Here is a 12937-nt window from a genome sequence, read left to right as displayed (position 1 = left end):
CGCTCCCACAGGAGGCCTGTGTGTCATCTCATTTCACTTCCGGCGGCGTGGTAAACGTGTGATACGGCGCCGGCGACGGCACGCTCCACTCCAGCCCTTCGGCGCCATCCCACGGCTTGGCCGGTGCCGGTTTGCCGCCTCGGATGGTCTTGATCACGATGAACAGGAAGAAGATCTGCGTGGTGCCGAACATGAACGCGCCGATGGACGAGACCATGTTGAAATCGGCGAACTGCAGGTTGTAGTCGGGAATCCGCCGCGGCATGCCCGCCAGCCCCACGAAGTGCATCGGGAAGAACGCCATGTTCATGCCCACGAAGGACAGCCAGAAGTGCAGCTTGCCAAGGGTTTCGTCATACATGTGGCCGGTCCATTTCGGCAGCCAGTAGTAGGCCGAGGCGAAGATGCCGAAGATCGCACCGGGCACCAGCACGTAGTGGAAGTGCGCGACCACGAAGTAGGTGTCCTGGTACTGGAAGTCCGCCGGGGCGATGGCGAGCATCAATCCGGAGAACCCACCGATGGTGAACAGGATCACGAACGCCACGGCAAACAGCATCGGCGTCTCGAAGGTCAGCGAGCCTTGCCACATGGTGCTGGCCCAGTTGAACACCTTCACTCCGGTGGGCACGGCGATCAGCAGGGTGGCGTACATGAAGAACAGCTCGCCCACCAGCGGAATGCCCACCACGAACATGTGGTGCGCCCAAACGATGAACGACAGGAACGCGATGGCCGCCGTGGCGTAGACCATCGAGGTGTAGCCGAACAGTGGCTTGCGCGAGAACGCCGGGATGATCGAGCTGACGGCGCCGAAGGCCGGCAGGATCATGATGTACACCTCGGGGTGACCGAAGAACCAGAACACGTGCTGGAACAGCACCGGGTCACCGCCGCCGGCAGCACTGAAGAAGCTGGTGCCGAAGTGGATGTCCATCAACATCATCGTCACGCAACCGGCCAGCACCGGCATCACCGCGATCAGCAGGAACGCGGTGATCAACCAGGTCCAGACGAACAGCGGCATTTTCATCAGGGTCATGCCCGGGGCGCGCAGGTTGAGGATGGTGGCGATCACGTTGATCGCCCCCATGATCGAACTGATCCCCATCAGGTGGATGGCGAAGATGAAGAACGTCACGCTTTCCGGCGCATAGGTGGTGGACAGCGGCGCGTAGAAAGTCCAGCCGAAGTTCGGTCCGCCGCCCGGTGTGAACAGCGTGGACACCAGCAGCAGGAACGCCGCCGGCAACAGCCAGAAGCTGAAGTTGTTCATGCGCGGCAGGGCCATGTCCGGCGCGCCGATCATCAGCGGGACCATCCAGTTGGCGAGGCCGACGAACGCCGGCATCACCGCGCCGAAGACCATCACCAGGCCATGCATGGTGGTCATCTGGTTGAAGAATTCCGGCTGCACGATCTGCAGGCCGGGCTGGAACAGCTCGGCGCGGATCACCATGGCGAACGAGCCGCCCAACAGGAACATGGAGAACGCGAACCACAGGTACAACGTGCCGATATCCTTGTGGTTGGTGGTCAGCACCCAGCGCATCAGGCCCTTGGCGGGGCCGTGGGCGTGGTCGGCGCCGGCATGACCGTGGTCATCGATCACAGCACTCATGTCCTGTCTCCTTCGAACGAATGGGCTGGACGGCGCGGGGCGGTGAGCCCCGACCGGTTGCGGGAACACGCGTCAGGCCGGCTCATTTGCTTTCTGCCTGTTTGAGTTCCAGCACTTCTTTCGGTGTGACCATGTCGCCCTTGTTGTTGCCCCAGGCGTTGCGTTCATAGGTCACGACCGCCGCGATATCGACTTCCGAAAGCTGTTTGCCGAACGCCGCCATGGACGTGCCGGGCTTGCCGTGGAAGACGATGTTCAGGTGATCAGCCTTGGGCCCGGTGGCGATCTTCGAGCCCTTGAGCGCCGGGAACATCGGCGGCAGGCCCTGGCCTTCGGCCTGGTGACAGGCCACGCAGGTGGTGTGGTAGACCTTGTCGCCGCGTTCCTTGAGTTCTTCGAGGGTCCATTCCTTGCTGGTCAGCTCCTTGAGCTGCGCGGCCTCGGCCTTGCGTTCGCCCAGCCATTTTTCATAGTCGGGCTTGCTCTTGACCTCCACCACAATGGGCATGAAGCCGTGGTCCTTGCCGCACAGCTCGGCGCACTGGCCGCGATAGATGCCGGGCTTGTCGACCTTGGTCCAGGCTTCGTTGACGAACCCGGGGATCGCATCGCGCTTGACCGCGAAGGCCGGTACCCACCAGGAGTGGATCACGTCGGCGGAGGTCACCAGAAAGCGCACCTTGGCGTCGACCGGCAGCACCAGCGGCTTGTCGACCTCCAGCAGGTAGTGTTCGCCCTTGGCGCTCTGGTTATGAATCTGATCGGTCGGCGTGGCCAGGTTGCTGAAGAATTCGACGTCCTGGCCCAGGTATTTGTAGTGCCACTTCCACTGGTAACCGGTGATCTGAACGTCGATCTCCGATTCGCTGGAGTCGTACATCTTGATCAGCGTGGCAGTGGCGGGAATCGCCATGGCCACCAGGATCAGGAAGGGCACGATGGTCCAGAGGATTTCGACGCGGGTGTTTTCGTGGAAGTGGGCCGCATTCTGGCCGGTGGAGCGGCGGTGCATCATCATCGACCAGAACATGGCGCCGAAGACGATGAGGCCGATCACTACACAGATCCAGAAGATGGTCATGTGCAGGTCGAACACTGCGTTGCTGATCTGTGTCGCTCCAGGCGCCATATTCACAGTCCAGGCGGCTTGCGCCTGGCTGAAAATCGAACACAACAGGAGGCCCATCCATACATGTGGATGTCGCATCATTGCGGGTTCCCCTTATCGTTCTTGTTATCCCGTAGGCCTAACGCCTGCGGCAAGGGAGCGGCTACACCAGACTACGAACTCAAACCGCCGTGCCTTGCTGCCTTACATCGGGTTCATCAGCTAACTCCATTCCAACCCGAGTATAGACAGCGACTTCAACCTCGCAACGCGATGACGTAAATCGCCTGAAACAGACCGGGACTTGCGCTCAAGCCCACGAATGGAGAAGGATGCAGCCTGAGTGATGGCAAACCGATATAACGCTCAAGCATCAAGGAAGAAGGATTTATGACAAATAGGTCTTAGGCGTGTTTTTGCGCCAGCTAAGTTATGTCTTCCCTATTTCATTGCCTTTCGTTTCCTGGAGTTTTCATGAACACCGCCGCATTGCGCGAGCAGATCCAAAAAGCCCAACAACACGAGGCCGAGACCGGCCAGTTGACCCGTCAGTTGCAAGCCCAGTTGCCGAACCTGCACCGAGCGATCCAATTGCCGGACGCCAATGCCAACGACGCCCTGACGCGTTTCGTCTCTGCCTACATCGATGAGGTGCCTGACTTGCTGGACGCGGCCAACGAGGTCGCCCGGGAGGCGGGCATCGAGTCGCAGATCAAGCCGGTGTTGAAAATTGCCGAGCAGTATTTCCTCCAGCCGCCCTCGATCATGGACGGCCATGTCGGGCTCGACAGCCTGTTGGACGAGGCCTACCTGGCGCACCGGTTCGTGGAAGAGGTCAACGACCTGTACATCAAGCATTTCGGCCAGCCACTGATCCCCCTGGACATGACGGTCGCCAACCTGATTGCCCATCAATTGATCGGTGAGGAATTTGCCAACCAGCTCGATGAAGTGGTGCACCACGCCTTCGATGAAATGCTCAATGACGAGACGTTTGCGTTGGAGTCGGTCGAAACCTACCGCGAGAAACTCAGCAGCCCGCAAACCGGCGAGGCCTGGAAGCGCTGGCCGTGCATGTCCCGCCGCCTGGGCGTGGGCCTGGAGCTGGAACAGCCGGTGGCTTGAGCCATCCCAGGCACACTAAAACCCTGTGGAAATGGCGGCAAACACCAAACCCTGTGGGAGCGGGCTTGCTCGCGAAGGCGGAGTGTCAGCCAACATTTTCGTAGCTGACACTCCGCTTTCGCGAGCAAGCCCGCTCCCACAGGACCGTGGATTATCCTGCTGTCGCGCCAATCCCCACCGTTGTGCGCAGCCGCCCTTCCAACCGGCGCTTGAGCCCGCGCGATTCGATCAGCAGCTTCGAGCCCTTGCTGGCATTGGCCCGGCTCCATTCTTCCAGCAGTTCCAGGCACGAATGGTCGATGTAGCTCAGGTTGTTGAGCGGTACATGCACCGTGACGCCTGGGGGGATGGTGTCCAGCACCTGGGTCAGCGCCGGAACCTTGAGGAAGGTGGCCGCGCCTACCAGTCGCAGTTCCATTTCACCTTGCTGAGGCAGGTCGACCAGGCTGATTTTCAAGCGCGAGGCTTTCCAGGCCAGTTTTGCCAGGGTCAGGCCGAAGCCGATCAGCACACCGGTCAGCAGGTCGGTGAAGATGATCGCCAGTGCCGTCGCGGCGTAAGTGAACATCGGCATCCGGCCATAACGGCCCAGGTTACGGAAAGCCTTGATATCCACCAGTTTGAAGCCGGTGTACACCAATACGCCCGCCAGGCTCGCCACCGGAATGCTTTGCAGCACGCTGGACAGCATCAGCACGAAGAGCAGCAGCCACAGGCCGTGGAAAATCGTCGACATGCGCGTGGTGGCGCCGGCCTGGACGTTGGCCGAGCTGCGCACGATCACGCCGGTCATCGGCAGGGAGCCGAGCAAGCCGCACAGCATGTTGCCGACACCTTGCGCGGACAGTTCCCGGTCGAAGTCGGCGCGTTCGCCGCTGTGCATGCGGTCCACGGCGGCCGCCGACAGCAGGGTTTCCGCGCTGGCGATGAAGGCCACGGCGAAAGCGGCGATCAGCACGCTCGGGTCCGCCAGGTTCAGCAGGTCCGCCGGGCGCAGCCAGTCGATGGCCTCGGCGAGGTTGTCCGGGACTTCCACGCGTTTGACCTGCAAGGCCAGCAGCAGGCTGGCAACGGTTGCCAGGCCCACGCCGAGCAAGGCGCCAGGGATGAAGCGCAGGCTGTGTGGGCGAAACTTCTCCCACAGCCACATCACTGCAATCGTCGACAAGCCGAGCAAACCGGCCTGCCAGCCGAACGACGGCAATGCCTGGGACACTGCGCCAGGGAACGCCGCCAGGTTATCCAGCCCTGACGGCTTGGGCGCCGCATCGAGCATCACATGGACCTGGGACAAGACGATCAGCACGCCGATACCCGCCAGCATCCCGTACACCACCGCCGGCGCGGTGACCCGGAACCAGCAGCCCAGGCGAAAACGCCCGGCCAACAATTGCAGAAAACCCGCCAGCAGCAGGATCGGCCCGAGCATCCCTACGCCATGCTGGCGTACCAGCTCGAAGACCAGCACCGCCAAGCCAGCGGCTGGCCCGCTGACTTGCAGCTTGGAGCCGGCGAGAAAACCCACCACCAGGCCACCGACGATGCCGGTGATCAAACCCTTGGCCGGCGGCAGGCCGGACGCGATGGCGATGCCCATGCACAATGGCAACGCCACCAGAAACACAACCACCGAAGCCAGCAGCTCCCGTGGCAGAACAGCTTTCAATTGAGCAGCACGCATGGCGACTCTCCCGAGATTCTTCAGGCATGGCAAGGCCAGGCCGCTCGAAAGCAGACTGGACTTGTACCACGCAGATGTTTAGGAGCGGTTAGAAGCGCGCTTTGGGCGTCGCCACCGGGATCGGATGGCTGCCATCGAGCGGCAGGAAACAGTTCCGGTCCGCGTCGAAGGCTTTGATCTCGCTGGTCTCGATGTTGTACACCCAGCCATGGATGAACAACTGGCCGCTGGCCATGCGAGAGGCCACCGAAGGGTGCGTTCGCAAGTGGTGCAGCTGCGCGATCACGTTCTCTTCGGTGAGGATGGGCATGGTCTGTTTTTCATCGCCGCACGGGCAATTGTCGTGGACCATGGTCTTGGCCACTTCGGCGTGGCGTAGCCAGGCCTTGACCGTGGGCATTTTTTCCAGGGTGTCGGGGTTGAGCACTGCGCGCATGGCGCCGCAATCGGAGTGGCCGCAGACAATGATGTGCTGCACGCCGAGGGCCAGTACGGCGTATTCGATGGCGGTGGAAACACCCCCGTTCATCTGTCCGTAGGGTGGTACGACGTTGCCCACGTTGCGGGTCACGAACAGGTCGCCTGGTGAGCTGTGGGTAATCAGCTCGGGCACGATGCGCGAATCGGCGCAGGTGATGAACATTGCCCGGGGCTTCTGGGCAGTGGCGAGTTTCTTGAAGAGCTCTTCCTGCTGCGGAAAGATCTCGTGATGGAAATGCAAAAAGCCGTCAACAATATGCTGCAGCGCTGCATCGGCGGTTTCCGCCTCCGGTTGGGCTGAAGCCGACGCAGCCAACGGCTGTTTATCCTTGTCACTCATGATTCATCCTCATAACGCCAGTGGCTGGTTAAAAAACATCCAGGTCGAAGGGTTCGACCCGTCAGTCACTCGATGAACAAGGTAGCGGCCGAAACTTAACTCAAACTGAATCGATGGCTCTAGAACAACGATTCCAGGCATGGCCTAAAGTACAGGTGCGATCATCTCGGGCCCATGTCACAAGGTCAACTTTAATCAAATCAACGACATCTGTCGGCCCGGCGGACAAAAGGCATCGCAATCGAGATCGTAACCGCCGCGTCGCTCGAGCCCGAGGCGCTTGAGGGCCTTGGTGAACCGCTGCGCCAGTAGATCGGCGAACGGCCCTTCGCCGCGCATTCGCGTACCGAACCGGCTGTCATAGAGCTCGCCGCCACGGCTCTGGCGAACCAGGCTCAGGACGTGGGCGGCGCGCTGCGGGTAATGGACCTGCAACCACTCTTCGAACAGCGGGGCGACCTCCAGCGGCAGCCGCAGCATGATATAGGAGGCGCTTTGCGCTCCGGCGGCATGGGCTTCGGTCAGCAGACTTTCGATCTCGCTGTCGTTGATCATCGGAATCATCGGTGAACACAGCACCCCCACCGCAATGCCCGCCTCGCGCATCACCCGGATTGCCCGTAACCGCGCCTTGGGCGCCGCCGCGCGCGGTTCGAGAATGCGCTTGAGCTCATCGTCCAGGGTGGTCAGGCTGATCATGACCCTGACCAGGCGCTGCTGCGCCAATTCGGTCAGCAGATCCAGGTCGCGCAGAATCAGCGAGCCTTTAGTGACGATCGTCACCGGATGACGATAGCGCAGCAGCACCTGGAGGATCTGTCGGGTAATCCCGTGCTCGCGTTCGATGGGCTGGTAGGGATCGGTATTGGCGCCCAGGGCAATCGGCGCGCATTGATAGCCGCGCCTGGACAACTGTTCTTCCAGGACATCGGCGGCATTGGTCTTGGCGATCAGCTTCGTCTCGAAATCCAGCCCCGGCGACATGTCCCAATAGGCGTGGCTGGGTCGCGCGTAGCAGTAAATGCAACCGTGTTCGCAGCCTCGGTAAGGGTTGATCGAGCGGTCGAAACCGATGTCCGGCGAGGTATTGCGGGTGATGATGGTCTTTGCCGTTTCGATGCGCACTTCGGTGCCCTGGGTCGGCGGTACTTCCTGATACCAGCCGTCGTCCTCGACCACCGAGCGACTTGGGGCGAAGCGGTTGTGCGGGTTGGCGGCAGTGCCGCGACCGCGAGGCGGAAGAGAGGCTGACATGGATGTGCTCCGAAGGCTGTATGTGCATACAGTATTCGTTGTCTCTGATTCAGGCCAGTGCCATTCGGCAGTCCGGCCAGACCGTTCACGCCGCTTTGACATCCCGCCGACAGGTTTTTAACCGGAGCGAGTCGACACTGGGCTTCTCGAATTCCCCAGGTTCCGGTCGTCCGCGCATGTTCAAACACTGTTCACGTTCATTGCTCTGCCTGGCCTTGCTTGCTGCACTGGCAGATTCCCCGGCCCAGGCCGCCGATGCCTCTGAAACCCGGCCCGCCGAATGGGCCCAGCCCGTGGAGAAGCATTACGACCTGTATCAGATGTCGCCAACGCTGTACCGCAGTTCCTTGCCGGATGGCGGCGCCTTGCCGTTGCTGAGCAAACTCCGGATCGGCACCGTCATCACCTTTTTGCCGGACTCGGATGCGCAATGGCTGTCTACCCCCGGCATCGAGCGGGTGCAATTGCCCTATCGCACCAACCATGTCGACGACAGCGACATCCTGAGCGCCTTGCGCGCCATCGAGACGGCTGAAGCCAAGGGGCCGGTGCTGATGCATTGCAAGCACGGTTCCGATCGCACCGGGCTGGTGGCCGCCATGTACAGGGTGGTGGTGCAGGGCTGGAGCAAGGAGGATGCCTTGAACGAAATGACCGGAGGAGGCTTCGGCGACAGTCACCATTTCAGGGACGGGATTCGTTATGTCATGCACGCCGATGTCAAGAAACTCCGCGAAGCGTTGGCCAATGGCGATTGCAGCACCAGTGTCTTCGCACTGTGCTCGCTCAAGAGCTGGGTCAATTCCACCACCACCGTCCATCGTCTGGACGCGCACCTCACGCCTCCCGGGCAATGACCGTCGGAGCGTTTGAAAATGCTGCAATGGATTCGGTCAGCGGTCGCGAATCGCCCGGGCCGAAGACCGTTTCGCGCAGCGCCCGGCCGGTGGCCGCGTTGAACAATCCCTCGCGCTTGAATCTCTCAAATGCGTTCAAGGCCAGTTCCTTCGACCAAATGTAGGCGTAGATCCGGGCTGCATAGCCGGTCACCATGTAGTCCAGCGCGTTGGGCCAGCGTTCGTAACCGGCCACGGGCAGGTGCCCGATCTGCGCGCTGACCTGATCGAACACTTGCTGGACCGTGCGACCATCGCCGTGGCTGCGGTGCAATTCCATATCGAACAGGGCGTTGCGCAAGACGGCGGCCGTTTCCCAACTGGCCTGGGTATTGACGAAGGCCAGTAGCTGCTCGGCCGTTTCGTCAGGCAGCGGCTCGCCGGTCTGGTAATGCCTGGACAGGCGAACCAGGCACTCTTTGGCAAAACACCATTGCTCGAACAACACGCCGGCAAACTCGGACGTATCGCCGGACAACTCCATGATCCCCGACACGTCACGATATTCCGCCCGGCTCAGCAGGTGGTGCAGGCAATGGCCAAACTCATGCATCAGCACGCGCAGTTGCAGATGATTGAGCAGGACGGGTTTCGCATCGGCGCTGCGTGGCAGCCAGGCGTGAAGGGCGGCGATGGGGTGACGGGGCCGGCCTTCGGCGGTGATGCGGCGGTTTCGCAGGACCGTGGTGTTGGGGTAGCCGCCTGCGCTGGCGTCTTCGAAGGGGTCGAAATAGAGGTAACCGATGACTTCTCCCCGTTCCCGGACTTCGAAAAGCCGCACGTCTGGATGCCAGGTCGTGACGTCCCGGCGTTCGACGAGGTCCACGGCGAACAGCTCTTTCGTCATCAGCAGCAGTTGGGAGAAGGTGGATTCCAGGGGGAACCAGGCACTGGCTGCTTGCATTGAAAACCCCGCCGCGTGCTGGCGAAGTTTTTCCGTCAGGTAGGGGTAGTCCCAGGGACGAAGTTCATTGAAACCTTGCTGCCTGGCAAACGCCTTCAGCTGTTCCGTGTCCTGGGTAAAAACGTCCTGATGCTGTTGGAGCTGGTCCTGCAAAAAGGCGATGACCTGAGCGGTGGACTCGGCTTGGTCCGGTTCGATGGCCATTTGAGCGAAGTCAGCGTAGCCCAGCAAGCTGGCGTAGCGCCGGCGATCCTGCAGCAATTGCCAGAGTACGGGGCCGTTGTCGAACTGGTGGGCATGGGGGCCTAGATCCGAGGCGCGGGTGCTGTAGGCAATGTAGATGTCCTCGCGCAATTGGCGATTGTCGGCATAGCTTGTCACGATGCCGAACGATTCGTCACTGAGTGTGAGCAACCATCCCGTACGCCCCGCTTCCCGTGCCTGGTTGGCCATCTGCTGTTTGAAGGGAGGCGGCAGGCCACTCAATTGCCGCTCGTCATCGAATGATTGGCTCCAGGCCTTGTTGGCTGCCTGCAGGTGCTCCAGAAAGAGGTGTCGAGCCCCTTGCATACGTCGCTGCAGGACGTTCAGGTCTGTCTGGACTGCTTCGGGCAGCCCGTTCAAACCGTTTCGGCGGAAACGTTGCAGGATTTTTTCCAGGACACGTTTTCTCGCCGGTTCGAAATGCCGGGCGATCTGGCTGCCTGCCAACTGCTGGTAGAGCCGAAACAGATCGGAGTTGCGGGCCAGCGACTGCTGGAAATCCTGCAATCGTTGGTGACAGTCCAGTGAGATCTGGGTCCAGGCCTCGTCTGTCCGGGTCGAACTCAGGCAATCCAACAGGTAATCGAAACCTTTCAGCCGGGCATGGATTTCATCCATGGCCAGTACCAGATCATCCCAGGTGGGGAAGGGGGTCTGAGTCTTGATGATCGCGGCCACCTGATCGTGGCTTTCGGCAAGCATCCGTTGGAGTGCCGGCAGGCAATGTTCGGCCTGGATCTGTGCAAAGGGCGGCAAGTCATAAGCCTGCAACAGCGGGATATCATCGTCGGGCATGGGGTAGCTTCCTGTCTGGACTGGAGGATCAGTCTGGGCAGGAAGGCGACAAGGCGGGCGGTATATAAATATCGCTTCCGGGCCGGGCGGCCCGGAAGGTGATACTGCCGATTTCAGTCGGTTTTTTTCTTCAACTTGGGATTGGGGAAGAATTGCACCGCCTGGACCTTGGCGTCCGGCACTTTGGGCGCGGAGGTATTGACCCGGGTGCCCAGTTCCTTGGGCACCGACAGGCCTTGTTCGTTGAGCGTGTCGGAATAACCGCAGGCGACGCACTCGCGATGCGGCACGCCGTCTTCATTCCACATCATCAACTTGTCCGGCTCGCTGCACGCCGGGCAGACCGCCCCGGCGATAAAGCGTTTCTTGGTGATCACAGGCCCCTCACTCATGCTGCCGCGTCCTCGCTCAGGCCGCTGTGGCGCAAGAGTGCGTCAATCGACGGCTCACGGCCACGGAAGTCGACGAACAGCACCATTGGCTCCTGGGAACCGCCACGGGCCAGGATTGCCTCGCGGAAGGCGCGGCCGGTGTCGGCATTGAGCACGCCATCTTCTTCGAATTTCGAGAATGCATCGGCCGATAGCACTTCCGCCCACTTGTAGCTGTAGTAGCCCGCCGCGTACCCGCCGGCGAAAATGTGGGCAAAGCTGTTGGGGAAGCGGTTGTAGGCCGGCGGACGCATCACTGAGACTTCGTCGCGCACGCCTTCGAGCACTTGCGCCACGCTGCGGCCGTCGCCGTGGGTGGCGTGCAGCTCGAAGTCGAACAGCGAGAACTCCAGCTGACGAACCATCATCAGGCCGGACTGGAAGTTTTTCGCCGCGAGCATTTTTTCCAGCAGGTCCTGGGGCAGCGGTTCGCCGGTTTCGTAGTGACCGGAAATCAGCGCCAGGCCTTCCGGCTCCCAGCACCAGTTCTCCATGAACTGGCTTGGCAGCTCCACTGCGTCCCAGGCCACGCCGTTGATGCCGGACACGCCGGCGTGTTCGACGCGGGTCAGCAGGTGGTGCAGGCCATGGCCGAACTCGTGAAACAGGGTGGTGACTTCGTCGTGGGTCAACAGCGCGGGTTTACCGCTGTCGGCCGGGGTGAAGTTACAGACCAGGTTGGCGACCGGGCTTTGCAGCACGCCATCGATAGTGCGTCGACGGTCACGGGCGCCATCCATCCAGGCACCGCCGCGCTTGTTGGCGCGGGCATACAGGTCAAAGAAGAAACGACCGACGTGCTGGCCGTTTTCCTTGATCTCGAACAGGCGCACGTCCGGATGCCAGCTATCGAAGCCCTTCAGTTCGGCGATTTCGATGCCGTACAGGCGTTGCACGATGGCGAACAGGCCGCTCAGCACCTTGTCGATCGGGAAATACGCCCGCAGGGCTTCCTGGGCGACACTGTAGCGCTGCTGGCGCAGTTTTTCGCCGTAGAAACCGCTGTCCCAGCTTTGCAGGTCCGGGCAGCCCTGTTCGGCGGCAAACGCCTTCAATTGTTCGAGGTCCTGGGCGGCGAACGGTTTGCTGCGCTTGGCCAGATCCCGCAGGAAGCTCAGGACCTGATCGCTGGACTCGGCCATTTTGGTCGCCAGGCTCAGTTCGGCGAAGTTGGCGAACCCCAGCAGCCCGGCCAGTTCCTGGCGCAGATCGAGGATCTGCTCCATCACCGGGCCGTTGTCGTTCTGGCCAGCGTTCGGGCCCTGATCAGACGCACGGGTGCAATAGGCGGCGTAGACTTCTTCACGCAGGGCGCGATCTTCGGCGTAGGTCATCACCGCGTAGTAGCTGGGGAATTCCAAGTTGATCAGCCAGCCGTCCAGCCCCTTGGCCTGAGCGGCCGCGGCCATTTGCGCCTTGGCTGAATCGGTCAGGCCGGCGAGGGCGGCTTCATCGGTGACGTGTTTGGTCCAGGCCTGGGTGGCGTCCAGCAGTTGATTGGAGAAGCGGCTGCCCAGCTCGGACAGTTTGCTCTGCACTTCGGCGTAGCGCTTCTGCTGCTCGGGCGGCAGATCGATGCCCGACAGGCGGAAGTCCCGCAAGGAGTGCTCGAGGATGGTTTTCTGCGCCACGTCGAAACCGGCGGCTTCGGGGCTGTTGGCCAGGGCTTCGAAAGCCTGGAACAATTCGCGGTTCTGGCCCAGCTCGGTGGAGTAGGCACTCAGCGCCGGCAGGCAGGCCTCGTAGGCCTCACGCAGCTCCGGGCTGTTGCGCACGGCGTTCAGGTGGCTGACCGGGCTCCAGGCGGCGCCCAGGCGATCATTGAGTTCGTCCATCGCCAGCACCAGGCCGGCCCAGGTAGGCTGGCTGCCCTGGGTCTTGAGGATTTCAGCGATGGCGGCGCGGTTGTCAGCCAGGATCTGTTCGATGGCCGGTTGCACGTGCTCGGCACGGATCGCCGAGAATGGCGGCAGGTCGTAGGGCTGCAAAAGAGGGTTGTTCACGCTCACGGTGGGCACCTTGGCTGGAAGAAACATCG

At 61.5% G+C, this 12937-nt stretch carries 10 protein-coding genes; 2 read left to right on the top strand and 8 right to left on the bottom strand.

Going from position 1 to position 12937, the window contains the following annotated elements:
* Positions 1-28 precede the first annotated feature (28 nt).
* Both ctaD and coxB read right to left on the bottom strand, forming a co-directional pair.
* Positions 29-1621: a cytochrome c oxidase subunit I gene (gene ctaD / locus EGM97_RS18155; RefSeq protein ID WP_238963156.1), complete on the bottom strand. Its 1593-nt coding sequence runs from the start codon at positions 1619-1621 to the stop codon at positions 29-31.
* An 82-nt stretch (positions 1622-1703) separates the two neighbouring features.
* Positions 1704-2831 (bottom strand): cytochrome c oxidase subunit II, encoded by a 1128-nt coding sequence (coxB, locus tag EGM97_RS18150; protein WP_238963155.1) that lies wholly within the window; start codon positions 2829-2831, stop codon positions 1704-1706.
* 372 nt (positions 2832-3203) lie between these two features.
* On the opposite strand from coxB, the gene EGM97_RS18145 reads away from it, so the two are divergent.
* Complete coding sequence (locus EGM97_RS18145) at positions 3204-3854, top strand: hypothetical protein (RefSeq protein WP_238963154.1); 651 nt, start codon at positions 3204-3206, stop codon at positions 3852-3854.
* A 151-nt stretch (positions 3855-4005) separates the two neighbouring features.
* On the opposite strand, the gene EGM97_RS18140 is transcribed toward EGM97_RS18145, so the two are convergent.
* The 3 genes from EGM97_RS18140 to EGM97_RS18130 all read right to left on the bottom strand — a co-directional run bounded on the left by EGM97_RS18140 (position 4006) and on the right by EGM97_RS18130 (position 7609).
* Entirely contained in the window at positions 4006-5535 is a 1530-nt protein-coding gene (locus tag EGM97_RS18140) for a SulP family inorganic anion transporter (RefSeq protein ID WP_238963153.1), read from the bottom strand.
* A gap of 88 nt (positions 5536-5623) precedes the next feature.
* The gene (locus tag EGM97_RS18135) at positions 5624-6355 is read right to left on the bottom strand and encodes a carbonic anhydrase (protein WP_053149546.1); all 732 of its coding nucleotides are present in this window, start codon (positions 6353-6355) and stop codon (positions 5624-5626) included.
* 195 nt (positions 6356-6550) lie between these two features.
* Positions 6551-7609: a PA0069 family radical SAM protein gene (locus EGM97_RS18130; RefSeq protein WP_238963152.1), complete on the bottom strand. Its 1059-nt coding sequence runs from the start codon at positions 7607-7609 to the stop codon at positions 6551-6553.
* Positions 7610-7785: 176 nt separating this feature from the next.
* Here EGM97_RS18130 and EGM97_RS18125 point away from each other — a divergent pair, with 176 nt between their 5' ends.
* Positions 7786-8466 carry a phosphatase domain-containing protein gene (locus tag EGM97_RS18125; protein ID WP_238963151.1) on the top strand — a complete coding sequence of 227 codons (681 nt, stop codon included), beginning with the start codon at positions 7786-7788 and terminating at the stop codon, positions 8464-8466.
* Here the strand turns inward: EGM97_RS18125 and EGM97_RS18120 are convergent.
* The 3 genes from EGM97_RS18120 to prlC form a co-directional block, all read right to left on the bottom strand.
* Entirely contained in the window at positions 8447-10468 is a 2022-nt protein-coding gene (locus tag EGM97_RS18120; protein WP_238963150.1) for a M3 family metallopeptidase, read from the bottom strand. The genes EGM97_RS18125 and EGM97_RS18120 overlap by 20 nt on opposite strands.
* A gap of 113 nt (positions 10469-10581) precedes the next feature.
* A complete protein-coding gene (locus EGM97_RS18115) occupies positions 10582-10860 on the bottom strand; it encodes a YheV family putative zinc ribbon protein (protein ID WP_238963149.1) in 279 nt (92 codons plus the stop codon).
* A complete protein-coding gene (prlC, locus tag EGM97_RS18110; RefSeq protein ID WP_238963148.1) occupies positions 10857-12935 on the bottom strand; it encodes an oligopeptidase A in 2079 nt (692 codons plus the stop codon). The genes EGM97_RS18115 and prlC overlap by 4 nt, the downstream gene beginning before the upstream one ends.
* Positions 12936-12937: the final 2 nt, after the last annotated feature.

Source organism: Pseudomonas sp. AF32 (assembly GCF_022342325.2).
GTDB lineage: Bacteria > Pseudomonadota > Gammaproteobacteria > Pseudomonadales > Pseudomonadaceae > Aquipseudomonas > Aquipseudomonas uvaldensis.
The sequence above is the reverse complement of the archived record's forward strand: the minus strand, read 5'-3'. Positions and strand labels throughout refer to the sequence as shown.

What these genes read in the sequence shown, in the direction of transcription:
- ctaD (WP_238963156.1), bottom strand. Translation starts at nt 1,621, where the DNA reads ATGAGTGCTGTGATCGATGACCACGGTCATGCCGGCGCCGACCACGCC.
- coxB (WP_238963155.1), bottom strand. Translation starts at nt 2,831, where the DNA reads ATGATGCGACATCCACATGTATGGATGGGCCTCCTGTTGTGTTCGATT.
- EGM97_RS18145 (WP_238963154.1), top strand. Translation starts at nt 3,204, where the DNA reads ATGAACACCGCCGCATTGCGCGAGCAGATCCAAAAAGCCCAACAACAC.
- EGM97_RS18140 (WP_238963153.1), bottom strand. Translation starts at nt 5,535, where the DNA reads ATGCGTGCTGCTCAATTGAAAGCTGTTCTGCCACGGGAGCTGCTGGCT.
- EGM97_RS18135 (WP_053149546.1), bottom strand. Translation starts at nt 6,355, where the DNA reads ATGAGTGACAAGGATAAACAGCCGTTGGCTGCGTCGGCTTCAGCCCAA.
- EGM97_RS18130 (WP_238963152.1), bottom strand. Translation starts at nt 7,609, where the DNA reads ATGTCAGCCTCTCTTCCGCCTCGCGGTCGCGGCACTGCCGCCAACCCG.
- EGM97_RS18125 (WP_238963151.1), top strand. Translation starts at nt 7,786, where the DNA reads ATGTTCAAACACTGTTCACGTTCATTGCTCTGCCTGGCCTTGCTTGCT.
- EGM97_RS18120 (WP_238963150.1), bottom strand. Translation starts at nt 10,468, where the DNA reads ATGCCCGACGATGATATCCCGCTGTTGCAGGCTTATGACTTGCCGCCC.
- EGM97_RS18115 (WP_238963149.1), bottom strand. Translation starts at nt 10,860, where the DNA reads ATGAGTGAGGGGCCTGTGATCACCAAGAAACGCTTTATCGCCGGGGCG.
- prlC (WP_238963148.1), bottom strand. Translation starts at nt 12,935, where the DNA reads ATGTTTCTTCCAGCCAAGGTGCCCACCGTGAGCGTGAACAACCCTCTT.